This window comes from Haemophilus influenzae, from assembly GCF_003494325.1.
In the GTDB taxonomy this organism is placed as follows: domain Bacteria; phylum Pseudomonadota; class Gammaproteobacteria; order Enterobacterales; family Pasteurellaceae; genus Haemophilus; species Haemophilus influenzae_I.
Window position 1 is genome coordinate 140,808 of record NZ_QQIK01000002.1, and the last position, 25,639, is coordinate 166,446.

18 protein-coding genes are annotated in these 25,639 nt (G+C 39.4%); 11 read left to right on the plus strand and 7 right to left on the minus strand.

Annotated features, from left to right (window positions below):
- Positions 1–47 precede the first annotated feature (47 nt).
- The 5 genes from ettA to mfd all read left to right on the plus strand — a co-directional run bounded on the left by ettA (position 48) and on the right by mfd (position 7,808).
- Positions 48–1,718, plus strand: a complete 1,671-nt coding sequence (gene ettA / locus DV356_RS03895) for an energy-dependent translational throttle protein EttA (protein ID WP_005650218.1) — start codon at positions 48–50, stop codon at positions 1,716–1,718.
- A 61-nt stretch (positions 1,719–1,779) separates the two neighbouring features.
- Positions 1,780–2,121: a SirB2 family protein gene (locus DV356_RS03900; protein ID WP_005652996.1), complete on the plus strand. Its 342-nt coding sequence runs from the start codon at positions 1,780–1,782 to the stop codon at positions 2,119–2,121.
- A 4-nt stretch (positions 2,122–2,125) separates the two neighbouring features.
- Positions 2,126–4,096 carry a tRNA(Met) cytidine acetyltransferase TmcA gene (locus DV356_RS03905; RefSeq protein ID WP_011961904.1) on the plus strand — a complete coding sequence of 657 codons (1,971 nt, stop codon included), beginning with the start codon at positions 2,126–2,128 and terminating at the stop codon, positions 4,094–4,096.
- Complete coding sequence (locus tag DV356_RS09825) at positions 4,093–4,266, plus strand: DUF5363 domain-containing protein (protein ID WP_011272700.1); 174 nt, start codon at positions 4,093–4,095, stop codon at positions 4,264–4,266. Before DV356_RS03905 ends, DV356_RS09825 begins: the two co-directional genes overlap by 4 nt.
- A gap of 101 nt (positions 4,267–4,367) precedes the next feature.
- A complete protein-coding gene (mfd, locus tag DV356_RS03910; RefSeq protein WP_118806539.1) occupies positions 4,368–7,808 on the plus strand; it encodes a transcription-repair coupling factor in 3,441 nt (1,146 codons plus the stop codon).
- Between the two features lie 52 nt (positions 7,809–7,860).
- On the opposite strand, the gene DV356_RS03915 is transcribed toward mfd, so the two are convergent.
- A complete protein-coding gene (locus DV356_RS03915; RefSeq protein ID WP_011272698.1) occupies positions 7,861–9,252 on the minus strand; it encodes a DegQ family serine endoprotease in 1,392 nt (463 codons plus the stop codon).
- A 193-nt stretch (positions 9,253–9,445) separates the two neighbouring features.
- On the opposite strand from DV356_RS03915, the gene accD reads away from it, so the two are divergent.
- Positions 9,446–10,336 carry an acetyl-CoA carboxylase, carboxyltransferase subunit beta gene (accD, locus tag DV356_RS03920; protein ID WP_005694317.1) on the plus strand — a complete coding sequence of 297 codons (891 nt, stop codon included), beginning with the start codon at positions 9,446–9,448 and terminating at the stop codon, positions 10,334–10,336.
- A 1-nt stretch (position 10,337) separates the two neighbouring features.
- Entirely contained in the window at positions 10,338–11,642 is a 1,305-nt protein-coding gene (folC, locus tag DV356_RS03925) for a bifunctional tetrahydrofolate synthase/dihydrofolate synthase (protein WP_038441072.1), read from the plus strand.
- A gap of 287 nt (positions 11,643–11,929) precedes the next feature.
- Here the strand turns inward: folC and DV356_RS03930 are convergent, their stop codons facing one another.
- Complete coding sequence (locus DV356_RS03930; protein WP_005689857.1) at positions 11,930–12,610, minus strand: SanA/YdcF family protein; 681 nt, start codon at positions 12,608–12,610, stop codon at positions 11,930–11,932.
- A gap of 157 nt (positions 12,611–12,767) precedes the next feature.
- On the opposite strand from DV356_RS03930, the gene metX reads away from it, so the two are divergent.
- On the plus strand, positions 12,768–13,844 hold the full coding sequence (metX, locus tag DV356_RS03935) for a homoserine O-acetyltransferase MetX (RefSeq protein WP_005689855.1): 1,077 nt from the start codon (positions 12,768–12,770) through the stop codon (positions 13,842–13,844).
- Between the two features lie 54 nt (positions 13,845–13,898).
- Here the strand turns inward: metX and gyrA are convergent, their stop codons facing one another.
- The 3 genes from gyrA to DV356_RS03950 form a co-directional block, all read right to left on the minus strand.
- Positions 13,899–16,541, minus strand: coding sequence for a DNA topoisomerase (ATP-hydrolyzing) subunit A (gene gyrA, locus DV356_RS03940; RefSeq protein WP_005689853.1), 2,643 nt, complete (start codon positions 16,539–16,541; stop codon positions 13,899–13,901).
- Positions 16,542–17,110: 569 nt separating this feature from the next.
- Positions 17,111–18,874 carry a 30S ribosomal protein S12 methylthiotransferase accessory factor YcaO gene (gene ycaO / locus DV356_RS03945; protein WP_118806540.1) on the minus strand — a complete coding sequence of 588 codons (1,764 nt, stop codon included), beginning with the start codon at positions 18,872–18,874 and terminating at the stop codon, positions 17,111–17,113.
- Between the two features lie 136 nt (positions 18,875–19,010).
- A complete protein-coding gene (locus DV356_RS03950; protein ID WP_005687298.1) occupies positions 19,011–19,487 on the minus strand; it encodes a hypothetical protein in 477 nt (158 codons plus the stop codon).
- Positions 19,488–19,722: 235 nt separating this feature from the next.
- Here DV356_RS03950 and DV356_RS03955 point away from each other — a divergent pair, with 235 nt between their 5' ends.
- On the plus strand, positions 19,723–20,529 hold the full coding sequence (locus tag DV356_RS03955) for a class I SAM-dependent methyltransferase (RefSeq protein WP_005687296.1): 807 nt from the start codon (positions 19,723–19,725) through the stop codon (positions 20,527–20,529).
- A gap of 51 nt (positions 20,530–20,580) precedes the next feature.
- Entirely contained in the window at positions 20,581–21,282 is a 702-nt protein-coding gene (gloB, locus tag DV356_RS03960) for a hydroxyacylglutathione hydrolase (RefSeq protein WP_005659609.1), read from the plus strand.
- A gap of 43 nt (positions 21,283–21,325) precedes the next feature.
- Here gloB and tehB read toward each other — a convergent pair whose 3' ends face one another.
- A complete protein-coding gene (gene tehB, locus DV356_RS03965) occupies positions 21,326–22,186 on the minus strand; it encodes an SAM-dependent methyltransferase TehB (protein WP_118806541.1) in 861 nt (286 codons plus the stop codon).
- A gap of 112 nt (positions 22,187–22,298) precedes the next feature.
- Positions 22,299–24,347 (minus strand): methionine--tRNA ligase, encoded by a 2,049-nt coding sequence (metG, locus tag DV356_RS03970; protein ID WP_118806542.1) that lies wholly within the window; start codon positions 24,345–24,347, stop codon positions 22,299–22,301.
- 150 nt (positions 24,348–24,497) lie between these two features.
- Between metG and apbC the strand changes: the two genes are divergently transcribed.
- Positions 24,498–25,610, plus strand: a complete 1,113-nt coding sequence (gene apbC / locus DV356_RS03975; RefSeq protein WP_118806543.1) for an iron-sulfur cluster carrier protein ApbC — start codon at positions 24,498–24,500, stop codon at positions 25,608–25,610.
- Positions 25,611–25,639 lie beyond the last annotated feature (29 nt).

A 25,639-nucleotide genomic window follows, 5' to 3' on the forward strand; every position in this document is an offset into this window, starting at 1 on the left:
CCTATTTTCCAGTAGAATAGGGCGAATTTTTTTGTGAGGAATTATTAATGTCATCTCAATTTGTGTATACGATGCATCGTGTCGGCAAAGTAGTGCCGCCGAAGCGTCATATTTTGAAAGATATTTCTTTAAGCTTTTTCCCTGGTGCTAAGATCGGGGTTTTAGGTTTAAATGGTGCGGGTAAATCGACTCTTTTACGCATTATGGCAGGCGTAGATAAAGAGTTTGAAGGGGAAGCTCGTCCACAACCGGGTATTAAAATTGGGTATCTTCCGCAAGAGCCAAAACTCGAGCCACAACAAACCGTGCGTGAAGCAGTGGAAGAAGCGGTTTCTGAAGTGAAAAATGCACTGACTCGTTTAGATGAAGTGTATGCGCTTTATGCGGATCCTGATGCAGATTTTGATAAATTAGCGGCAGAACAAGCCAATCTTGAAGCCATTATTCAAGCGCATGATGGACATAATTTAGATAACCAATTAGAGCGTGCTGCAGATGCGTTACGTTTACCTGATTGGGATGCTAAAATTGAACATTTATCTGGTGGTGAGCGTCGCCGTGTGGCACTTTGCCGCTTATTACTCGAAAAACCAGACATGCTCTTATTAGATGAGCCAACTAACCACTTAGATGCGGAATCTGTGGCATGGTTAGAGCGATTCTTACACGACTACGAGGGTACAGTGGTAGCAATCACTCACGACCGTTATTTCTTAGATAATGTGGCTGGTTGGATCTTAGAGCTTGACCGTGGCGAGGGCATTCCTTGGGAAGGCAACTATTCTTCTTGGTTAGAGCAAAAAGAGAAACGTTTAGAACAAGAACAAGCAACTGAAAACGCACGTCAAAAATCCATTGCGAAAGAGTTAGAATGGGTTCGTCAAAATCCAAAAGGTCGCCAAGCGAAAAGCAAAGCACGTATGGCGCGCTTTGATGAGTTGAACTCTGGCGAATATCAAAAACGAAACGAGACGAACGAACTCTTTATTCCACCTGGCCCACGCTTAGGCGATAAAGTGATTGAAGTGCAAAACTTAACCAAGTCTTATGGCGACCGTACTTTAATTGATGATTTATCATTCAGTATTCCAAAAGGTGCAATCGTTGGGATTATCGGGGCAAATGGTGCGGGTAAATCTACTTTATTCCGTATGTTGTCAGGTCAAGAACAACCAGATTCAGGTTCTGTGACAATGGGCGAAACCGTTGTACTTGCTTCGGTAGATCAGTTCCGTGATTCAATGGATGATAAGAAAACCGTGTGGGAAGAAGTGTCTAACGGACAAGATATTCTCACTATTGGTAACTTTGAAATTCCAAGCCGTGCTTATGTAGGTCGTTTCAACTTCAAAGGTGTAGATCAACAAAAACGTGTGGGGGAATTATCGGGCGGTGAACGTGGTCGTTTACACTTAGCGAAACTTCTACAACGTGGTGGTAACGTGCTATTACTGGACGAACCAACCAATGACTTAGATGTTGAAACCTTGCGTGCCTTAGAAAATGCGATCTTAGAATTCCCAGGCTGTGCAATGGTTATTTCGCACGACCGTTGGTTCTTAGACCGTATCGCAACGCATATTTTAGACTACGGCGATGAAGGTAAAGTCACGTTCTATGAAGGTAACTTCTCAGACTACGAAGAGTGGAAAAAGAAAACCTTAGGCGATGCAGCCACTCAGCCACATCGTATTAAATATAAACGTATTGCGAAGTAATTTAGATTGAGAAAGTGCGGTGGATTTTGACCGCACTTTTCTTACTTTTTTGGGAGTGATTATGTTAGTTGATTTACATATTTTTTTCGCCTTTTTAAGTTTGGCATTGTTAGTAATTCGTGGTGCAATGCAGCTTAATGGTAAAAATTGGCGTTCGATAAAATTATTAAAAATTTTACCGCACTTATCAGATACCTTGCTGATTGTGTCTGGCGTCGTCATTTTATACCTCTTTGCTTTTGGTATTGAATGGTGGTTAGTGGCTAAATTCGCATTACTGATTTTGTATATTGTGTTTGCTGCAAAATTTTTCAGTAAAAAAGTTTCTCAACCCAAAAGCATTTTCTTTTGGCTTGCTTGCGTAAGTTTTATTGGTGCGATGTTAATTGCCTATTTAAAATAAAACGATGTCATCTCGCCAGCTTCAAATTTTAATCTGCAAAACTTTGCCGCTTGTGCCTGATAACGTATTAATTATCGGCGAAAGTGGCATTGCTTTTTCTAAAGCAACGAATTTGCTTGGACAAGAATTTGAACATATCTTATTTGATGCGCGAAATGGCATTCATCTTGAAGCGCTGGCTATTGCAGCTGGAACACTGAAAATGGGCGGCACACTTTGTTTAGTGTTATCTGATTGGGAAAATTTATCTCAGCAGCCTGATCAAGATAGTTTACGTTGGAATGGAAATCAGTCAGCAATCGCCACGCCTAATTTTATTGATCATTTCAAACAGTGCATTGAACGTTATCATTTCCCCATTTTAAGAGAGGAAAGTGCGGTTGAATTTCCTACGGTTTTTTATTCTAACGAACATCACAAAAATGCTACGTTAGCGCAACAACAAATTATCGAGACTATTTTACAAGCCGAGCAGGATATTTATTTTCTAACCTCCAAGCGGGGAAGAGGAAAATCCGCATTATTGGGTATGCTTGCTAACCAAATTCAAGCACCAGTTTATCTCACCGCACCGAATAAAAGTGCGGTGCATTCCGTTATTGAATTTTCAGAACGAGAGATAGAATTTATCGCGCCTGATGAACTGGCTATTCGGTTACAACATGAACCAGAATTCAGTCAATCAGCTTGGTTGCTGGTAGATGAAGCGGCGGTAATCCCATTGCCGTTATTGCAAGAATATTCTCAATATTTTCAACATATTGTCTTCAGCACAACAATTCATAGCTATGAAGGTACGGGGCGTGGTTTCGAATTAAAATTTAAACGGAAAATTCACCGCACTTTTCAGCATTTTGAGCTTAAACAGCCCCTACGTTGGCAAGAAAATGACCCGTTAGAACATTTTATTGATGATCTTTTGTTGCTAAATGCCGAAGATGATTTTCAGCACTTTGACTATAACAATATTACTTATAACATAGAGGAAAACGCTAAAAATCTTTCCTTCCCCTGCTTGCGGGGGAAGGTGCCCGAAGGGCGGAAGGGGGATTTAGATATAGCCAGCCTCCCTCAAGCTTTGGAAGCTCCCCTCACAAGTAAGGGTAGTAAAGGAAAATATAATCGTCAATTTTTATTTCGAGATTTTTATGGCTTAATGACATTGGCGCATTATCGAACATCGCCACTCGATCTTCGCCGTTTACTTGATGGAGAAAATCAACGTTTTTATTTTGCCGAATATCAACAGAATTTGCTCGGTGCAATTTGGGCATTAGAAGAAGGAAATATGGCTGATGATGAGTTGATTATTCAAATTCAACAAGGCAAACGCCGCCCGAAAGGGAATCTTGTTCCACAGGCGTTATGTTTCTATGAAAACTTGCCTCAAGCCTGTAAATTACGATCTTTACGTATTTCTCGTATAGCGGTTCAGCCAAATTGGCAGCAAAAGGGCATTGGGCAAAATTTGATGCAAGCCATGGAAAATGCCGATGTGGATTTTCTTTCAGTGAGTTTTGGCTACACCGACGAACTGGCAAAATTTTGGCAAAAGTGCGGTTTTGTTTTGGTGCATTTAGGCGAGCATCAAGAAGCGAGTAGTGGTTGTTATTCAGCGATTGCCCTTAAAGGACTTTCCAAAGAAGGCTTGGCTTTAGTTGATACTGCGTACAAACAATTTCAGCGTAATCTCCCTTTATCTTTTCATCCGTTTGCCATAAATTTTGAGCAAAATCAGCTTGATTGGCAGCTTGATGATTTTGATTGGATGAGCTTAAAAAACTTCGCTAATTTTCACCGCACTTTATTTTCGAGCGTTCCTGCGATGAGGCGTTTATTAAAATTAGCGGGCAAAGAAAATTTCCCATTAATTTCCGCTTATTTAACAAAAAAACAACTTCCTATTAACAAGAAAAAAGGCGTAGAATGTTTGCGTTTAGAAATTAAACAATATTTAGAGCGAGGAACTTTATGACAGAACAAACCGCAAAACCAAAAGGCTGGTTTAAACGCGCACTTGAAAAATATGACAACTTCATTAAAGAATGGGGTTTAGATCAACCGAATTGTAGCTGCGTGCCTATGTCAGCAACAGAAGATGAAAATGGTAATTTGAAGACAAAAGAATCTTCTTTAAAGAAATAAATATTAACTGTTTTTTTAAACAGTGAACTTATTGAAAGATAGAGCAAATTCCAGTACACTATGCCTCAATTTTACACAAGATTGACGCATTATTTATATTTATGAAAACGGCTTTTTTCCAACCTGATATTCCAACCCAACCCAATGATCACAAAATTTTAGGCAATGTATTACCAGGCGCTGATGCATTGGCGATTAGTGAAATTGCAGAGCAAAACCAAAATTTAACCGTAGTGGTGACTCCAGATACACGAAGTGCGGTGCGTTTATCACGTGTTTTATCGGAATTAAGCAGTCAAAATGTATGCCTTTTCCCTGATTGGGAAACCTTACCTTACGATACTTTTTCTCCCCATCAAGAAATTATTTCCTCTCGTTTAAGTGCGCTTTTCCATTTACAAAATGCGAAAAAAGGCATTTTCTTATTGCCGATTTCGACATTAATGCAACGCCTTTGCCAGCCACAATATTTACAACACAATGTGCTTCTGATTAAAAAAGGCGATCGTTTGGTCATCGATAAAATGTGCTTACAATTAGAAGCAGCGGGCTATCGAGCTGTGGAGCAAGTATTAGAACACGGCGAGTACGCAGTTCGTGGTTCCTTGTTGGATCTTTTCCCAATGGGAAGTGCGGTGCCTTTTCGCCTTGATTTTTTTGATGATGAAATTGATTCTATTCGCACTTTTGATGTGGATACGCAACGCACTCTTGATGAAATTAACTCAATTAATCTTTTGCCAGCTCACGAATTTCCAACGGACGACAAAGGGATTGAATTTTTCCGTGCGCAATTTCGTGAAACTTTTGGGGAGATTCGCCGAGATCCCGAACATATTTATCAGCAAATCAGTAAAGGTACCTTGATTTCTGGCATTGAATATTGGCAGCCACTTTTCTTTGCTGAAATGGCAACTTTATTTGATTATTTGCCGGAGCAAACGCTGTTTGTAGATATGGAAAATAATCAAACGCAAGGCGAGCGTTTTTATCAAGATGCCAAACAGCGTTATGAACAACGTAAAGTGGATCCGATGCGTCCGCTTTTATCGCCTGAAAAATTATGGCTTAATGTAGATGAAGTCAATCGCCGATTGAAATCTTATCCACGTATTACATTTAAAGCGGAAAAAGTGCGGTCATCGGTACGCCAGAAAAATTTACCTGTTGCCGCTCTACCAGAAGTGACTATTCAATCCCAGCAAAAAGAACCATTGGGACAATTACGTCAATTTATTGAGCATTTTAAAGGAAATGTACTGTTTTCTGTGGAGACGGAAGGTCGCCGAGAGACTTTGCTTGATTTGCTTTCACCGTTAAAACTCAAGCCAAAACAAATTCAATCTTTAGAACAGATTGAAAATGAAAAATTTAGCTTGTTAGTCAGCTCTCTTGAACAAGGTTTTATAATTGAACAATCGCTTCCTGTTGCGATTATTGGCGAAGCTAATTTACTTGGCGAGCGCATTCAACAACGTTCTAGAGACAAACGTAAAACAATTAATCCTGATACGCTTGTACGAAATCTTGCCGAACTGAAAATAGGGCAACCAGTTGTGCATCTTGATCACGGTGTGGGACGTTATGGCGGTTTGGTCACCTTAGATACAGGCGGCATTAAAGCCGAATATTTGCTACTAAATTATGCAAATGAATCGAAACTTTATGTGCCAGTGACTTCATTACATTTGATTAGCCGTTATGTTGGTGGCTCTGATGAAAGTGCGCCATTACATAAATTAGGGAACGAGGCTTGGGCGAAATCACGCCAAAAAGCTGCGGAGAAAATTCGTGATGTGGCGGCAGAGTTATTAGATGTTTACGCACAACGTGAAGCGAAGAAAGGCTTTGCCTTTAAATATGATCGTGAAGAATTTCAACAATTTTCCGCAACCTTTCCTTTTGAAGAAACCTACGATCAGGAAATGGCAATTAATGCGGTAATTTCGGATATGTGTCAGCCTAAGGCAATGGATCGCCTTGTTTGTGGTGATGTGGGTTTTGGTAAAACTGAAGTGGCAATGCGCGCTGCCTTTTTGGCTGTGATGAATCATAAGCAAGTAGCAGTGCTAGTGCCAACCACACTGTTAGCCCAACAGCATTATGAGAATTTTAAAGATCGTTTTGCGAATTTGCCTGTGAATGTCGAAGTGTTATCGCGTTTCAAAACTGCAAAAGAACAAAAACAAATTCTGGAAAACCTTGCAGAAGGAAAAGTCGATATATTAATTGGTACCCATAAATTAATTCAATCAGATGTAAAATTTAACGATCTTGGATTGTTGATTATTGATGAAGAACATCGTTTTGGTGTAGGGCAAAAAGAGAAAATCAAACAGCTTCGTGCGAATATCGATATTCTTACGCTAACGGCAACGCCAATTCCTCGAACGCTTAATATGGCGATGAATGGCATTCGTGATCTTTCCATTATTTCCACACCTCCTGCTCGCCGATTAAGTATTAAAACCTTCGTCCGTCAGAATGACGATCTTGTTGTACGAGAAGCGATTTTGCGTGAAATTCTCCGAGGTGGGCAGGTTTATTATCTCCACAATGATGTCGCAAGCATTGAAAATACAGCAGAAAAACTGACCACGCTTGTGCCAGAGGCGCGAGTAATTGTGGGGCACGGACAAATGAGAGAACGTGAGTTAGAACGTGTGATGAGTGATTTTTATCATCAGCGTTATAACGTCTTAGTTTGTTCAACCATTATCGAAACGGGTATTGATGTACCAACGGCAAATACCATTATTATTGAACGAGCGGATCATTTTGGTTTGGCTCAGTTGCATCAATTACGTGGACGAGTCGGGCGTTCACATCATCAGGCTTATGCTTATTTGCTTACGCCCCCACCTAAAATGATGACAAAAGATGCTGAACGCCGTCTAGATGCGTTGGAAAATCTTGATAATCTTGGGGCTGGTTTTATCTTGGCAACCCACGATTTAGAGATTCGTGGTGCTGGCGAATTACTTGGAAACGAACAAAGTGGACAAATTGAAAGCATCGGTTTTTCGCTTTATATGGAATTATTGGATGCAGCGGTTAAAGCGTTAAAAGAAGGGCGTGAACCATCATTAGAAGAATTGACGCAACAACAAGCGGATATTGAATTGCGTGTGCCTGCTTTACTGCCTGATGATTATCTAGGAGACGTGAATATGCGTTTATCCTTTTATAAACGCATTGCTGCAGCAGAGAGTAAAGCAGAATTAGATGAATTAAAAGTTGAGTTGATTGACAGATTTGGATTATTGCCTGATGCAACGAAAAATTTATTACAAATTACAGAGTTGCGTTTATTGGTTGAGCCGTTGAACGTTGTGCGAATTGATGCTGGAACACAAGGCGGTTTTATTGAGTTTTCAGCAAAAGCACAAGTGAATCCAGATAAATTTATTCAATTAATTCAAAAAGAACCTATTGTGTATCGATTTGATGGCCCATTAAAATTTAAGTTTATGAAAGATCTATCCGATAACAAAGTGCGGTTAGAATTTGTGGTGGATTTGTTAAGAACGATTGCTGCATAAAAAGAAGCCCGATCATTGTGATCGGACTTTTTTCTTAAATATATCAAGCAGATTATTGCACTAATAAATAGAAATTACTGTCACCTCGTAAAATATTAAGTGCAACTGCTGACGGTTCAGTTTCAAGCACTTTATTTAATTCACGAATGTTTTCGATCATTTGACGATTAATACCAATAATAATATCGCCCGATTTTAAACCACGTTGTGCAGCCAGCGAATTAGGTTGAATTTTTGTGATTTTAATTCCTTTAACGCCTTTAGCATCGTAGTCTTTCAATGTTGCACCATCTAATGCAGGCAACTCAGTTTTTGAGGAAAGTTGGCTACCATCATCCGCTTGTAATTTCATTTTAACGTCGTGGGATTTGCCATCACGTAAGTAAGTCAAGCTAATCTCTTTGCCTGCACCAGTGGTTGCGATTTTTGCACGAATTTCAGCGAAACTTGAGATTTTTTGACCGTTCATCGCCGTGATAATATCGCCCGCTTTAAGTCCTGCTTTTTCAGCAGCAGATTTCGGTAAAACTTCACTTACAAATGCGCCTTGTTGCGCGCTTACATTAAAGGCTTTGGCTAAATCAGCATTGAGTTCGCCCCCTTTAATACCAAGCAATCCGCGACGCACTTGACCAAATTCTAAAATTTGTTGCACTAAATTGCTTGCTTGATTACTTGGAATCGCAAAGGCAATTCCTGCATTGCCACCGCTTGGAGAAATAATTGCGGTATTAATTCCAATAAGTTCGCCATTTAGATTGACTAATGCACCACCCGAATTACCGCGGTTTACTGCTGCATCGGTTTGAATATAGTTTTCATAAGTGCCACTGTCAGAACCTGTTGAACGACCCAATGCAGAAACAATACCTGATGTCACAGTTTGACCTAAACCAAATGGATTACCGATTGCAACAGTGAAATCGCCTACGCGTAATTTGTCGGAATCAGCAAATTTGATTTCTGTTAAATTACTTGGTTTTTCAAGCTGTACTAATGCAATATCTGATTGTTCATCTTTACCCACTAATTTTGCTTTAAATTCACGCCCATCTTGTAATTGCACGGTAATTTTATCAGCTCCATCAATAACATGATTATTGGTTAAAACATAGCCTTTGCTTGCATTAATAATGACACCAGAACCTAAACCACGGAAGTTACGCTTTGACTCTCCACGTCCACCAAATTGTTCGGCAAAACGATCGCCAAAGAAGAATTTAAATTCTTCAGGAATATCGTCTAGGAAAGGAGAACGAGAATCTACTTTAGCTTTTCCTTCAACGGAAAGAGTGACAACGGCAGGTTGTACTTTTTCTAACATCGGTGCAAGACTGTTTTGTTCCGAAACAAAACTTGGCAAAGTGGCTTGAGCAACAAATGATGTGCTTAATACACTTAATCCAAGTGCAATACTATTTAATACAAAACGTGTTTTTTTCATAAATACTCCAAAATAAATTTCAGATAACGTGGTCTGTAAGACAAAAAAATAAAAAAAATGTTCAATAAGAGGAGAGCAAATTATCTTGTTTAAAAGGAAATCGGAGCAGTACAAAAACGGTCTTACAAGTAGCAAATTCTATAAATTTATGTTCTAATACGCGCAATTTTCTAGTCAATAAAAAGGTCAAAAAATGAGCTGGATTAACCGAATTTTTAGTAAAAGTCCTTCTTCTTCCACTCGAAAAGCCAATGTGCCAGAAGGCGTGTGGACAAAATGTACTGCTTGTGAACAAGTACTTTATAGTGAAGAACTCAAACGTAATCTGTATGTTTGCCCGAAATGTGGTCATCATATGCGTATTGATGCTCGTGAGCGTTTATTAAATTTATTGGACGAAGATTCAAGCCAAGAAATTGCGGCAGATTTAGAACCAAAAGATATTTTAAAATTCAAAGATTTAAAGAAATATAAAGATCGTATCAATGCGGCGCAAAAAGAAACGGGCGAGAAAGATGCGCTAATTACTATGACAGGTACACTTTATAATATGCCAATCGTTGTGGCTGCATCGAACTTTGCTTTTATGGGCGGTTCAATGGGTTCTGTAGTTGGTGCAAAATTTGTTAAAGCGGCTGAAAAAGCGATGGAAATGAATTGTCCGTTTGTATGTTTCTCTGCGAGTGGTGGTGCTCGTATGCAGGAAGCATTATTCTCTTTAATGCAAATGGCAAAAACCAGTGCCGTACTTGCTCAAATGCGTGAAAAGGGTGTGCCATTTATTTCAGTATTAACGGATCCGACTTTAGGCGGCGTATCAGCCAGTTTTGCGATGTTAGGGGATTTAAATATTGCCGAGCCAAAAGCCTTAATTGGTTTTGCAGGGCCACGCGTTATTGAACAAACTGTGCGTGAAAAATTGCCAGAAGGTTTCCAACGTAGTGAGTTTCTACTTGAGAAAGGGGCAATTGATATGATCGTGAAACGTTCAGAAATGCGTCAAACTTTAGCAAGTGTACTGAGTAAATTAACGAATCAACCTTCTCCTTTTGTAGAACCTGAACTCATTTCAGAAGATGAATAATATGCAACTTAAAGCCACTTCGCCACTCGCTGAGTGGCTTTCTTATTTAGAAAAAAGCCATTTTAAACCTATTGATCTCGGTTTAGATCGTATTCAATCCGTGGCAGAAAAATTGGATTTACTTCATCCCGCCCCTTATGTGATAACTGTGGGGGGGACGAATGGTAAAGGCACGACTTGTCGCTTGTTAGAAACGATTCTGCTTAATCACGGATTACGTGTAGGCGTGTATTCTTCGCCCCATTTATTGCGTTATAACGAGCGAGTACGCATTCAAAATCAAGATTTACCCGATGAAGCACATACCGCCTCTTTTGCTTTTATTGATGAAAACAAAACAGAATCGCTGACTTATTTTGAATTTAGCACCCTTTCTGCATTGCATTTATTTAAGCAAGCAAAATTAGATGTGGTGATTTTAGAAGTGGGTTTGGGCGGCCGTTTAGATGCGACCAATATTGTGGATAGCCATCTTGCTGTGATTACTAGCATCGATATTGATCACACCGATTTTCTTGGGGATACCAGAGAGGCCATTGCTTTTGAAAAAGCAGGAATTTTCCGCGAAAATTGCCCTGTCGTGATTGGTGAACCTAATGTGCCGCAAACAATGTTAGATCAGGCCGAAAAATTACATTGCCAAGTTGCTCGTCGTGATGTGGATTGGTTATTTGAGCAAAATGCTGAAAATTGGCAATGGCAAAATAAAAAAGTGCGGTTAGAAAATTTGCCGTTTTGTCAGATTCCATTGGCGAATGCCGCAACGGCTCTGGCTGCCGTTCAATATTTACCTTTTGATATTTCAGAACAGACTTTGCGAAAATCTTTGCAAGAGGTAGAACTGGTTGGTCGTTTTCAAGCTATAAAAACAGATAAACGTGAAAAATTAGCGGATTATCTTGGCGTACCAGTTGAAACCTTGCCAACAATTATCGTTGATGTAGGGCATAATCCTCACGCTGCAAAATATTTATCTGAAAAATTGACCGCACTTAAACGTAGCATCGAGGGTAAAATGATTGCCGTGTGTGGGATGCTCAAAGACAAAGATGCAAATGGGGTATTTGAGCATTTAACACCTATTATTGATGAATGGCATTGTGTAACTTTAGGCGGCTATCGCGGGCAGTCAGGCGATGAATTAGCAGAGAAATTGAAAAGTCATTTCCCAAATATTCAAGCTACATCAGATAATTCTGTTATGGATGGTGTGTGTACAGCACTCAAAAGTGCGGTAAAAAATGATGTGGTTTTAGTCTTTGGATCTTTCCACACCGTTGCTGAATTTTGGGCTGTGGTGGAATAAAATGTACCATCAAAGCAAAGGGCTGATATTTAAAATCAGCCCTTATTTTTTGGAATATTATTTCCAAGAATATTTCACACCCACGGTGCCTTGGTAACCTTTGTGACTATTTTTTTCTCTGTTTTATCTTTTATATCAATTGTGAGTTCAACGACAATTAAAGTAAACCCTTTAGCATAAAACAGTATTTTCCTTATCGGTTGGATTTTAACCAGTTTGTGTTTATTTAACAAGTTTAGATTAGTGTGATTTTAGAAAAATAGAAGAAATATGATTTAGAACAATATTTATAATGTGGTGCTGTTTGGCAATGGCTGAGGTTCCCCTAAAAAATAAGGCTCAACACCTAATATCAAGTCAAAAACCGCTTTTATGCGGGCAAAAACTTCTCTTATTTGTGTGGAAAAATGTAATTCTGGCTGTTTTGCCACAAAGCAAATGGCATCAATATTATGTGCTTGGGCAATTAATAGCGCGCGTTCGCAATGAAATTTTTGACTGACAATCGTAAATGTTTTCACTTGGAAAATTTTATCGGCGCGGATAACGGAATCTAGGGTGCGAAAACCTGCAAAATCACGGAACATTAAAGTTTCTGGCACGCCCATTTTGCGTAAATCGCGAAACATTGCTCTTGGTTCGTTATATTGCAAAGTTCGGTTGTCACCACTTAATAAAAGATAATTCACTTTTTGTTGTTCGATTAGGCTTTTAGCTGCCATTAAGCGACTATCGTAATAAACGTTCGGTTTTCCGCTGACGGTGTATTTTGATGTGCCAAGCACAAGGGCGCAGGGGCGAAAGGGGAGTTCATCAATATTTGTGAATATTTTATCGCGAACATAAAAACTGACGCCTCGATCCACTAGCAAGCAAAGTATAATCAATGCAAAGATTGCGTAGAGTAGTGCGCGAAAAAGTACGGTGAATTTTGGAGATAATTTTTTTACTAGCATAGCGGTAAACATAATGAAAAATCGACCGCACTTCAAGGAGAATTTGATGGATTTTGTGAATCGCATTGATGTGCGATAATTTAGCCGTTTAGACGGCTAAAATTTCTTGACAAGCTAATCGACTTACTGATAGTTTAAACGCCATTCTGATTATTACGATAGGTTTTCAATGTCTGTGCAAAATGTAGTGCTTTTTGACACACAGCCTTTAACTCTGATGCTTGGCGGCAAACTTTCCCATATTAATGTCGCGTATCAAACTTATGGCACACTCAATGCCGAAAAAAATAATGCGGTATTAATTTGCCATGCTTTGACTGGCGATGCTGAGCCTTATTTCGATGATGGTCGAGATGGCTGGTGGCAGAATTTTATGGGAGCAGGTTTAGCATTGGATACGGATCGTTATTTTTTTATTAGCTCGAACGTATTAGGTGGGTGTAAGGGAACAACTGGGCCTTCATCAATTAATCCGCAAACGGGTAAACCTTATGGCAGCCAATTTCCTAATATTGTTGTGCAAGATATTGTTAAAGTACAAAAAGCCTTGCTTGAACATCTTGGTATTAGCCATTTAAAAGCCATTATTGGTGGATCTTTTGGCGGTATGCAAGCGAATCAATGGGCGATTGATTATCCTGATTTTATGGATAATATCGTGAATCTTTGCTCATCCATTTATTTTAGTGCTGAAGCCATAGGCTTTAACCATGTTATGCGTCAAGCGGTAATTAATGATCCCAATTTTAACGGCGGCGATTATTATGAGGGGACACCGCCAGATCAAGGGTTATCTATTGCGCGTATGCTAGGTATGCTGACTTACCGCACCGATTTACAACTAGCCAAAGCCTTTGGGCGTGCTACAAAATCAGATGGCAGCTTTTGGGGCGATTACTTTCAAGTGGAATCCTATCTTTCTTACCAAGGCAAAAAATTCTTAGAACGTTTTGATGCCAATAGTTATTTGCATTTGTTACGTGCGTTGGATATGTATGATCCAAGTTTGGGGTATGAGAATGTCAAAGAGGCATTATCACGTATTAAAGCACGCTATACGTTGGTTTCTGTGACAACGGATCAACTTTTTAAACCCATTGATCTTTATAAAAGTAAACAGCTTTTAGAGCAAAGTGGAGTCGATCTACATTTTTATGAATTCCCATCAGATTACGGACACGATGCGTTTTTAGTGGATTATGATCAGTTTGAAAAACGAATTCGAGATGGTTTGGCAGGTAATTAATTAGTCATAAAAAAGTGCGGTGAAATTTCACCGCACTTCTTCTTTTATAACCAGTTATTCTTCAGAACTGCTTTCTTCCAAAGAATCTTCTTCATCTGCATCACAAACACGTTCTAAACTTACTACGTGTTCATCATCGGCAGTACGAATTAAGCGAACACCTTGCGTGTTACGCCCTACAATGCTCACTTCGCTTACGCGTGTGCGAACAAGCGTTCCTGCATCAGTGATCAACATAATTTGGTCTGTTTCTTCTACTTGAGTTGCAGCAACGACTTTACCATTGCGTTCACTCACTTTAATCGAAATCACACCTTTTGTATTACGTGATTTAGTTGGGTATTCACTTAATTGTGTGCGTTTTCCGTAGCCGTTTTGTGTTGCTGTTAAAATTTCCCCTTCACCTTTTGGCACAACGAGAGAAACCACTTTATCGATATTTAAGTCTAATGATGCTTCAGCGTTGTCATCAGAAATATCTTCAATTTCTACCGCACTTTCATCGTCAGAAATATCGTTTGTTAAAGCCAGTTTGATACCGCGAACACCTGTTGCTAAACGCCCCATTGCACGCACGGCATTTTCAGCAAAACGCACCACGCGACCTTGCGATGAGAACAACATAATTTCGTTGCTGCCATCAGTAATATCCACGCCGATTAATTCATCTTCGTCACGTAAATTCAATGCGATGATACCGTTTGAACGTGGACGGCTAAATTCGGTTAAGGCGATTTTCTTCACAATACCGCCAGCAGTTGCCATGACTACGAATTTATCTTCTTCGTAAGCAGAAACTGGCAAGATTGCAGTAATACGTTCGTTTTCTTGTAACGGAAGAATATTCACAATTGGACGACCGCGTGCACCACGGCTTGCTTGTGGAAGTTGATATACTTTCAACCAATATAAACGACCACGGCTAGAGAAGCAGAGGATGGTATCGTGAGTATTTGCCACCAGTAATTTTTCGATGAAATCTTCTTCTTTCATCTTCGTTGCAGATTTGCCTTTACCGCCACGGCGTTGTGCTTCATAGTCAGTCAGTGGTTGGTATTTCACATAACCTTCGTGAGAAAGCGTCACAACCACGTCTTCTTGTGCGATTAAATCTTCTAAATCAATATCGCCAGAAGCAGCGGTAATTTCAGTTAAACGATCATCGCCAAATTGTGCTTTCACTTCTTCTAATTCTTCACGAATCACTTCCATTAAACGTTCTGCGCTACTTAAAATATGAAGAAGATCCGCAATTTTAACTAATAATTCTTCATATTCTTTTATAACTTCTTCAAACGCAATGCCCGTTAAACGGTGTAAACGAAGTTCTAGAATTGCGTTTACTTGCGCTGGCGATAAGTAATACTGTTCACCTTGAATACCAAGATTTTCTTCTAACTCATCAGGACGAGCGGAAACATCAAGAAGATTAATAATATCGCTATGTAATGTCCAAGAACGTGAACTGATTGCTGTTGCGGCCTCTTCACGGTTTTTAGAGTTGCGAATAATTGCAATCATTTCATCGATATTAGAACGAGCAACCGCTAAACCTTCCAAAATGTGCGTACGTTCACGTGCTTTGCGAAGCTCAAAGATAGAACGACGTGTCACCACTTCACGGCGGTGTAAAACGAAGGATTCAATGATTTCTTTAAGATTAAATAAACGTGGCTGACCGTGATCCAATGCCACCATATTGATACCAAAGGTCACTTGCATTTGAGTGAGTGAGTAAAGATGGTTTAATACCACTTCCCCCACTGCATCACGTTTAATATCAATTTCAATACGGATCCCTTCTTTGTTTGAAAGGTCAGTAATATTGCTGATGCCTTCGATTTTTTTCTCGCGAATTAATTCGGCAATTTTCTCGACTAATTTTGCTTTATTTACTTGGTATGGCAATTCAGACACGATAATTTGCTCGCGTCCTTTTTCGTTGGTTTCTACGGTTGCACGAGCACGAACATAAACTTTACCACGACCAGTGCGATAGGCTTCTTCAATCCCTTTACGACCATTAATTAATGCAGCTGTTGGAAAGTCTGGGCCCGGAATATGTTGCATTAATTCATCAATGGTAATTTCATTGTTGTCAATATAAGCCAAACAACCATTTAATACTTCGTTTAAGTTGTGAGGGGGAATGTTAGTTGCCATCCCCACCGCAATACCAGAAGAACCATTTGCTAAAAGTGCTGGAATACGAGTTGGCAATACATCTGGGATCATTAATTCGCCATCATAGTTTGGCGAGAAATTGACGGTTTCTTTATCCAAATCAGTGAGCAATGCTTGCGTAATTTTTTGCATACGCACTTCGGTATAACGCATTGCAGCTGGCGCATCACCATCAATTGAACCAAAGTTACCTTGCCCATCAACCAACATATAGCGAAGTGAGAATGGTTGTGCCATACGAACGATGGTATCGTACACGGCTGAGTCACCATGCGGGTGATATTTACCGATTACATCACCCACAACACGCGCTGATTTTACGTATTTTTTATTGGCGGTATTGCCTTCGCGATCCATTGAGAACAGTACGCGGCGGTGAACTGGTTTTAAACCATCTCGAACGTCAGGTAATGCACGCCCAACGATAACCGACATCGCGTAGTCAAGGTAGGAAGATTTAAGTTCTTCTTCGATATTGACAGGGGTGATAGATGATTGGATTGAATCCGTCATTGGTATTCCTTTTTTGATCAAAAATTGTGGCGGATTATAGCATAAAGGTATGTTTTTTACATTAGGATTTCGCCTGATGGCGACTTACTTTCTTTTGCTTGTACAAAAGAAAGTAAGCAAAGAAAAGTACCCCCCAGTTAAATCGCTAATCTTTGCTTTGTTTCAATTTTCTTTACGGCAATTTTCTAAACTCGCAACTACGTTGCTCAGACAGACGAAAATTGCCTAAAAATTGAAAGTCGCAAAGGCGATTTATATGGGGCCCGAGTTTATCGGAGGATCATTTAAAAAGTGCGGTTGGTTTTAGAGCGGTTTTTATATGTCGTTTTATTTGTTGGTAGAATTAAATGGGTTCCCTTCTTTTCCGCCTTTGTTTCACAGAATTTGTAGGAAATTTTCGTCTGTTTGAGCCGCTTGCGGCGAGTTTAGAAAATTTCCGTTAAGCAAATTGTATGAAACAAAGGAAATAAGGAAAAGCAGGGGCGCTTTTCTTTTGCCTACTTTTCTTTGGCGAAGCAAAGAAAAGTAGGTCGTACTTTCAAGAATTGAAAGTACGAAATAAGCCTAATTTATTTTTGATGTGCTCGCTTTGCTTTCTGCAACTTCCCATAAGCCCCCAACAACGCCTGATGTTCCTTAAAGTTTTCCAAATTTTCATCACTTGCAGGAAGATTGTAGAACGGATTGCCACCTTCAGAGACAGCTGCCCAAGCTTGTTCAACTGCATCTTTACCATACATTTTCTCAAACACTGCACGATATTGCGCTGGTTCACGATTTTGATCTAAATGTAATTCAATGATGGAAATTAATGCGCAGTAATAATTCACAGGTTCTGTGGTAAATACGGAACTGTTCATATTCAGCGTCCAGTTTGCCCAATCTAATGCCTGTTCTAATTCGCCTAATGCAAGGTGGAGCATAGATTTTAATTCACCGACGCGTAAAGTTGTCCAGCCGCTATTTTTAGGTGCAACGATGCCGATAAATTCACGCACGCGAGTCGCATCGTCAATATCTTGTCCGTCTAATTCATCTAATAATTCTTGATAGGTTTCTGCATCGTGATGCCAGTTTGGTAAATCCAGTAAAATTTCGCGCCAATCCATTCCCATATTGTTATTGGCGTAAATTAAATCGTCTGCAGGATAAATATCAGACATACCTGGCACAATAATACGGCACGCATAGACATCCAAATGGTTGTAATCCATTACGTAAACTTCTTTTTCATCGGCACGGAAAATCGCCATTAAATTATTGTATTCTTCTTGCGTGGTACCACTGAAATCCCAATCAGCAAATTCATAATCAGGCGTTTTTTTGAGTAAATCCCAAGAAATTAAACCGCTTGAGTCAATAAAGTGGGTTTCTAAATTAGCGTGTTCAGCCACATCATCGTTATTGAAAGAGGGCGGAGAGAAAACATCCAAATCTTTCAAGCTACGACCCTGTAAAAGCTCCGTCACAGTACGTTCTAATGCCACTTGGAAATTTGGATGCGCACCAAAAGAGGCAAAGCAAGTACCGTTATTCGGATTGAGTAGCACAACGCAAATAACAGGGTATTTTCCGCCAAGTGAAGCATCAAATGCATAAATTAGGAAACCTTCTTCCTCTAATTTTGCAATGGAAGCCTGAATAGATGGATAGCGATCCATCACAGATTTTGGAATTTCTGGCAGACTAATTGCTTCAGCGATAATTTTGTTTTTCACATAACGCTCAAATACCTCTGACAAGCCTTGCACGCGTGCTTCAAATTTCGTATTGCCTGCAGACATGCCATTTGAGACATAAAGGTTGGCAATAATACTTTGTGGAATGTAAACGGTTTGTTCGTCCGATTGACGAACATAAGGCATCGCCACGATCCCACGATCATAATTGCCAGACTGTAAATCTATTAATAATTCAGGCGTAAGCTCGGCATTGGGATCAAAATAATCCAATAAATAATCATCTAAAATGCCATTAGGCAGTAAAGCATCGTCTTCAATTGGGAACCATTTTTCATTGGGATAATGTACGAAATCGCCGTTTGCAATTTCTTGTCCTAAATAGAAATCGGCAAAGAAATAATTAGTAGAAAGACGCTCAAAATATTCGCCAAGGGCAGAGGCTAACGCCGCTTTTTTACTTGCCCCTTTACCATTAGAAAAACACTGCGGACAGTCTTTATCGCGAATATGCACAGACCACACATTTGGCACAGGATTCAACCAAGATGCCTCTTCAATATTAAAACCAAGTGCGGTCAATTTTTGCTGAAATTTTGCAATACTATCTTCTAATGCAGCATCTTTGCCGAGAATAAAGGTTTGTTCTGTCATTTTTGTTCCTAAATAAGAAAAAAGTGCGGTGAATAATAGGGGAGTTTTAATAGCGGGGCAAGATTTTTTCGGCAAAAATAAATCCCGAAAAACTTCGGGGTTTTCTACCGCACTTTTAACGTATATTTGATTGGCGTTAAAGTAAAGTTGGATTGAACCGCACTTTTAAGGCAATTGTAATTGCGGCGAAAATTTTTTCATCGTTGAGAGGAAAGTTTTCGCATAAAGTGCGGTGGGAATCAGTTATGTTTATTTGAGCTTGCGATAATTCATTTAATAAAATCGGGAGAGAAAGATTAAGTTGCTCGGCGATTTGTTGAATAGAGAAATGTTCGAAAGTCATCATCAAGCGATCTAAATTGCAGTAAGAAGGCATGCGATTATTTGTGATGAGATCGGCAAATTGAGTGTTGATTTTTACCCATTTCTTCTTACGGCTATAAAAATGCAGTAACAAACCAAATACGGTAAATCCAGCAAAGAAAAGATGAATGTCTAAGGCTTGACTAAAAGGAAATCCTAGCCACATTGAAATGCCACTTGCAACAACGAAAAGCAAACTTAAGGCTAGTCCCCACACTAAGAAAAATTTATAAATTACTTCAAATTTCATTGAATTATCCTTTTCTACGAAATAAATCTGTATAAGGAAATATATAACGTTAAATATTATAGAAACATTTTGCCTGTTTTTGCTACGTTATATTTGAATTAATATATCGATGCTGTAGAATTTGTTGTAATGTCTCGTTTTTAAAAAAGTTAAAATGAAAAAACGCTTACCATTTTAACCGCACTTCGTCCAAACTTTTACATCAACATTTGAATAATTACATTGAAAAATCACTATGACTATTTACGACATCAATTTTGCTGAACTGTATCAACAACACTTAATCGCTTGTCATCATTACAACTTACCTCCGATAAAATGGGATAAAAAAGCTGTGAAAATGGCAGAGAATTTAGTTGGCAAGCCTTCAGCATATAATCAGCAATTATTACAAGCTATGAATGTGCAAACCGATGAAACTGTGTTGGATATTGGCTGTGGGCCTGGTACTTTTGCTGTGCCGCTCGCACAACAAGGCTCAACCGTATATGCCTTAGATTATAGCAATGGAATGTTAGACTGTTTGGCACAATTCAAGCAGAAATTTGGTTTGCATCATCTCACGACATTTCATAAATCTTGGGCGGATAATTGGGATGATGTGCCACAAGCTGATGTAGTGTTGGCATCTCGTTCAACGTTGGTGGACGATTTGGACGATATGATCGAAAAACTCTGTGCCAAGGCGAAAAAACGTGTGTTTTTGACTTCTGTCACACAACGCCATTTCTTAGATGAGGGCGTATTTGAGGCAATTGGCCGTGAAGATATTGGTTTCCCCACTTATATTTATTTACTCAATCGGTTGTATCAAAAAGGCATTCAGGCAAATTTGAATTTTATTGAAACGGAATCGGGTTGTTTTCAAGGTGAAAGCTACGAGGATTTATTAGCCTCGGTGGAGTTTTCTTTAGGCGAGCTTTCCGAAAAAGAAAAACAAGGTTTGAAAGCCTTTTACGATCGTAAACAAGCCAATAACGAACCCATTTCTCACGGACAGAAAAAATGGGCGTTGATTTGGTGGAATGTGGATCGCATCTAATGTTTCAAGTGGAATCAATTTATTTTTCTATCACTAATTAAAAGGACGATTATGTTATTTGCTTTACCTGCGCTGAATGATAACTACATTTGGCTTTATCAACGAGAAAATCTGCCGCTTATTATTGTCGATTTGCCTGAAACGGACAAGCTGTTTGCATGGCTAGAGAAGCAAAACGCAACGATTGAAGCGGTGTTGCTTACTCACGAACATGATGATCATACACAAGGTGTGTCGGCATTTAAAAAACGTTATCCAACAGTGCCGATTTATGGGCCGCAAGAATGTGAGAAAAAAGGTGCGACTCAAATTGTGAACGAAGGGAAGATCCTTACCGCAAATTATCAAATTGATGTCATTCCGACGGGGGGACACACTAAACAGCACGTTAGTTTTTTAGTAGATAATCATTTATTTTGTGGCGATGCGTTATTTTCTGCAGGTTGCGGACGTGTTTTTACAGGCAATTATGCGCAGATGTTTGAAGGTTTGCAGCGTTTGAATACATTGCCTGACGAGACGATTGTTTGCCCAGCTCATGAATATACCTTGGGGAATTTAGCATTTGCGGAAACTGTGTTGGTGGAAAAAAGTGCGGTAGAAAAACAACGTATTTTTGTTGAAACACAACGGGCTGAAAATAAACCGAGTTTGCCAACAACCTTAAAACTTGAGCGAGAAATTAATCCGTTTTTACAAGCAAAAACACTTGAAGAATTTACTGCACTTCGCAAAGCCAAAGATATTTTCTAATATTGGGTGATGACAAAGTGCGGTGATTTTTTAAATTAGCGGGTTATTTCTTTCTCGCTAACATGGTGGCAAATTTCATTTTAATGCGATTGCCGTTTTCATCGGTTTTGTGTAATTCGCCCATATTTTCGTTATATTCTAAGAATTCCCAATCTTTGTAATATTCTTTCAATTCGTTTTCAGCAAAAGTGAAAGAGAATGGAAGTGGGCAAGGCACATCATCAGTGGACATTGCAGCAACGATTAAGTTATATCCGCCAACATTGGTATGTTTTTGCATATTTTTAATGATTGACGGCACACGTTCACGATTTAAGAACATAAACACCACCGTTGAAACAATAAAATCATAGTTTTCTTGAATGTTGGCGGCGTTAATGTCGTAAAGTGCGGTAGAAATATTAAGGTTTTCTTTCTCTTTGGTTTCATTTAAAAAGGCAATGCTGTTTTCATTGTGATCCCAAGAGGTCACATCATAGCCTAATAAACTTAAATAAAGTGAATTACGCCCTTGTCCGCAACCTAAATCTAATACTTTACAAGGCGAGATAATTTTTGCTGCATCCACCACATCGCCGTGAATAGCAGTCATGTTGTATTTTTTACTGAAATAATCTTCTTTTTTGCAATAGAAACCTAGGGTACATTCTAGGTCATCAGAAAGTGCTTCTACACGATGCCATGCTTGAGGTTCAACAAAAGGAATCTCGCTTTCTGGGGTAAAAATATGCTCGGCAATAACATCGCCATTTTCTGTTAGCTCATAAAATTTAAGCTTACCTTTTAATACGGTTAATTTTCCCCAAGTGCCGACTTTTGTATTGTGCTTTTCTTGGAACATTTGTGGCAAGTTGTCTTTTGTCCAAACTGGCATTTGTTTATAGCAAATTAATTCGTTTTTCATAGTATTCTCCAAACAGATAAATAGTTGAGTGTTATAGTAGGTTATAAGTCATCTATTTTCAACAAGAAAATAAAAGGGCAACGTAATGTTGCCCTCATTTAGATTGAATTGATTATTTTACTTGCATACCTGCGGTGACACCGCTATCAGCAGAAAGTAAGAATAAATCACTACCGCCCGTGCCTGCGGATAGAATCATTCCTTCAGACACGCCGAATTTCATTTTACGTGGTGCAAGGTTTGCCACCATAATCACAAAACGACCTTCTAATTCTTCAGGTTTATTGTAAGCCGCTTTAATGCCAGAGAAGACTTGGCGAGTATGATCGCCAAGATCTAATTCAAAACGTAAAAGTTTATTAGATTCTGGCACTGCTTCGCATTTCAGTACTTTTGCTACACGCATATCAAGTTTAGCGAAATCATCAATCGTGATGGTTTCAGCAATAGGTTCAACGGCAGAAAGTGCGGTTGGTTTTGCTTCTGTTTTTTCAGCGGCTTTATTGGCTGCTGCAAATAAGGCTTTGGTTTCTTCCACAACGGCATCAATTTGTTTTTTCTCTAAACGAGAGAATAAGGCTTTAAACGGTGCAAGGGTATGACCAAGTAATGGTTGATGAATATTATCCCAACGTAATTCAGCTTGTAAGAAGGTTTCTGCACGTTCTGCTAGTTTTGGAAGAACGGGTTTTAAGTAAGACATCAATACGCGGAAAAGCTCAATACCCATTGAACATACGGCTTGCAATTCTGCCTCTTTGCCTTCTTCTTTTGCAATTACCCAAGGGGCTTTTTCATCAATATATTTATTGGCTTTATCCGTTAATGCCATAATTTCACGAATGGCTTTATTGTATTCACGGCTTTCGTAATAAGCGGCGATTTGCTCGGCTTGGGCGGTAAATTCTGCAAATAATGCTTCGTCTTCCAGTTTATCCGCAAGTTTGCCTTCAAAGCGTTTCGCAATAAAGCCTGCATTGCGTGAAGCCAAATTCACTAATTTGTTTACAATATCCGTATTGACACGTTGTACGAAATCGTCAAGGTTAAAGTCTAAATCTTCAATGCGATCATTTAATTTTGCTGCATAGTAATAACGCAAACATTCAGGATCGATATGATTCAAATAAGTGCTGGCTTGAATGAATGTGCCGCGAGATTTTGACATCTTCGCCCCATCCACCGTGACATAGCCATGAGCGAACACATTAGTCGGTTTACGATAGCCGCTGCCTTCAAGCATTGCAGGCCAGAATAGGCTGTGGAAATAAACGATATCTTTACCGATGAAATGATAAAGCTCCGCATCACTGCCTTCCGCCCAAAATTCATTGAAATCAATGCCTTCACGCTCACATAGATTTTTGAATGAAGCCATATAGCCGATAGGCGCATCTAACCAAACATAGAAGAATTTATCTTTTGCACCTGGAATTTCAAAACCGAAATAAGGCGCATCGCGTGAAATATCCCATTGTTGTAAACCGCTTTCAAACCATTCTTGCATTTTGTTCGCAATTTCAGATTGAAGTGAGCCAGAACGAGTCCATTCTTTTAACATGCCTTCAAATGCAGGCAAGTCAAAGAAAAAGTGTTCAGATTCTTTTACTACAGGTGTTGCACCAGAAACAGCTGAACGAGGATTAATTAAATCCATTGGGCTATAAGTAGAAGCGCACACTTCGCAGTTATCGCCATATTGATCTTCTGCTTTGCATTTCGGGCAAGTGCCTTTCACAAAACGATCAGGCAAGAACATATTTTTTTCAGGATCGAATAACTGAGAAATAACTTTACTCTTAATAAAGCCATTGGCTTTGAGTTTATTGTAAATTTCTGCAGTGAGCTGTTTGTTTTCTTCGCTGTGAGTAGAATGGTAGTTATCAAAACTAATATTAAAACCTGCAAAATCACGAATGTGATCGGCTTTTGCTTTGGCAATTAATTCTTCAGGTGTAATGCCAAGTTTATCAGCATTCAACATAATCGGCGTGCCGTGCGCATCGTCCGCACAGACAAAATGGATTTTATTGCCACGCATACGTTGAAAACGCACCCAAATATCCGCTTGGATATGTTCTAACATATGGCCTAAATGAATTGCCCCATTGGCATAAGGCAAGGCGCAAGTGACTAAAATTTTACGGGGTTGAGTTGTCATTTATTATTCTCTTTTTTAGCATACAAAAATTGTGCTTATCTTACTTTAAATAGGGGATTTTTTCTAGTTTGAAAAACTTTAACTTAACATACCGCACTTTCCGTGATTAAATATGCCCGACAAATTTACTCTACTAAACAGGAAGTTATTATGGCAACCTACTTTTCTGATAATTTGACTGCCGACCAGCAAAATCAAGTTCAGCAGATTATTCAACTATTTCAGCATCCAACCCTGCAAAAGGATCTGATTGCGCTTAATACTTTGAAAAAAGTGGAAAAGGGCGGTGATACGTTACGTATTGAATTGAAATTGCCTTTTGCATGGAATTCTGGTGTAGAACAGTTAAAACAAGCGGTTTCAGATGCGTTGTTGAAAGCAACAGATTGTAAATTAATTAAATGGGCGGTGGCTTATCAAATCGCCACACTCAAACGTGCAAATAATCAACCGGCAGTAAAAGGTGTGAAAAACATTATTGCTGTGAGTTCTGGTAAAGGCGGCGTAGGGAAATCATCGGTTTCTGTTAATCTAGCTTTAGCATTACAAGCACAAGGCGCACGTGTTGGAATTTTAGATGCGGATATTTATGGCCCTTCTATTCCTCATATGTTAGGCGCAGCGGATCAACGCCCGACTTCGCCAGATAATCAACACATCACCCCAATTAAAGCACATGGTTTATCTGCAAATTCCATTGGCTTTTTAATGAATGAAGATAGCGCAACAATTTGGCGTGGCCCAATGGCGAGCAGTGCATTAAGCCAATTATTAAATGAAACCCTATGGGATAGTTTAGATTATCTTGTTATCGATATGCCTCCGGGCACTGGCGATATTCAACTTACCTTATCACAACAAATCCCTGTGACTGGTGCCGTGGTTGTGACAACTCCGCAAGATATTGCTCTGCTTGACGCAGTGAAAGGTATTTCAATGTTTGAGCGAGTATCCGTACCAGTGTTAGGCATTGTGGAAAATATGTCGATGCATATTTGTAGTAAGTGCGGTCATCACGAAGCGATTTTTGGCACAGGCGGTGCAGAGAAAATGGCGGAAAAATACAATGTGAAAGTATTAGCTCAACTTCCTCTGCATATTCGTATCCGTGAAGATTTAGATGCAGGCAACCCGACCGTTGTGCGAGTGCCTGAAAATGAAATTTCACAAGCGTTCTTACAACTTGCAGAAAAAGTCTCTACAGAACTTTACTGGCAAGGTTCCGTAATCCCAAGCGAGATTTTATTTAAAGAAGTGAAATAATCAAAAAAGATAGGGCTGCATTTGCAGCC

Bases quoted from the DNA above. Each gene is read 5' to 3' on its own strand.
- ettA (WP_005650218.1), top strand. From the start codon at position 48: ATGTCATCTCAATTTGTGTATACGATGCATCGTGTCGGCAAAGTAGTG.
- DV356_RS03900 (WP_005652996.1), top strand. From the start codon at position 1,780: ATGTTAGTTGATTTACATATTTTTTTCGCCTTTTTAAGTTTGGCATTG.
- DV356_RS03905 (WP_011961904.1), top strand. From the start codon at position 2,126: ATGTCATCTCGCCAGCTTCAAATTTTAATCTGCAAAACTTTGCCGCTT.
- DV356_RS09825 (WP_011272700.1), top strand. From the start codon at position 4,093: ATGACAGAACAAACCGCAAAACCAAAAGGCTGGTTTAAACGCGCACTT.
- mfd (WP_118806539.1), top strand. From the start codon at position 4,368: ATGAAAACGGCTTTTTTCCAACCTGATATTCCAACCCAACCCAATGAT.
- DV356_RS03915 (WP_011272698.1), bottom strand. From the start codon at position 9,252: ATGAAAAAAACACGTTTTGTATTAAATAGTATTGCACTTGGATTAAGT.
- accD (WP_005694317.1), top strand. From the start codon at position 9,446: ATGAGCTGGATTAACCGAATTTTTAGTAAAAGTCCTTCTTCTTCCACT.
- folC (WP_038441072.1), top strand. From the start codon at position 10,338: ATGCAACTTAAAGCCACTTCGCCACTCGCTGAGTGGCTTTCTTATTTA.
- DV356_RS03930 (WP_005689857.1), bottom strand. From the start codon at position 12,610: ATGTTTACCGCTATGCTAGTAAAAAAATTATCTCCAAAATTCACCGTA.
- metX (WP_005689855.1), top strand. From the start codon at position 12,768: ATGTCTGTGCAAAATGTAGTGCTTTTTGACACACAGCCTTTAACTCTG.
- gyrA (WP_005689853.1), bottom strand. From the start codon at position 16,541: ATGACGGATTCAATCCAATCATCTATCACCCCTGTCAATATCGAAGAA.
- ycaO (WP_118806540.1), bottom strand. From the start codon at position 18,874: ATGACAGAACAAACCTTTATTCTCGGCAAAGATGCTGCATTAGAAGAT.
- DV356_RS03950 (WP_005687298.1), bottom strand. From the start codon at position 19,487: ATGAAATTTGAAGTAATTTATAAATTTTTCTTAGTGTGGGGACTAGCC.
- DV356_RS03955 (WP_005687296.1), top strand. From the start codon at position 19,723: ATGACTATTTACGACATCAATTTTGCTGAACTGTATCAACAACACTTA.
- gloB (WP_005659609.1), top strand. From the start codon at position 20,581: ATGTTATTTGCTTTACCTGCGCTGAATGATAACTACATTTGGCTTTAT.
- tehB (WP_118806541.1), bottom strand. From the start codon at position 22,186: ATGAAAAACGAATTAATTTGCTATAAACAAATGCCAGTTTGGACAAAA.
- metG (WP_118806542.1), bottom strand. From the start codon at position 24,347: ATGACAACTCAACCCCGTAAAATTTTAGTCACTTGCGCCTTGCCTTAT.
- apbC (WP_118806543.1), top strand. From the start codon at position 24,498: ATGGCAACCTACTTTTCTGATAATTTGACTGCCGACCAGCAAAATCAA.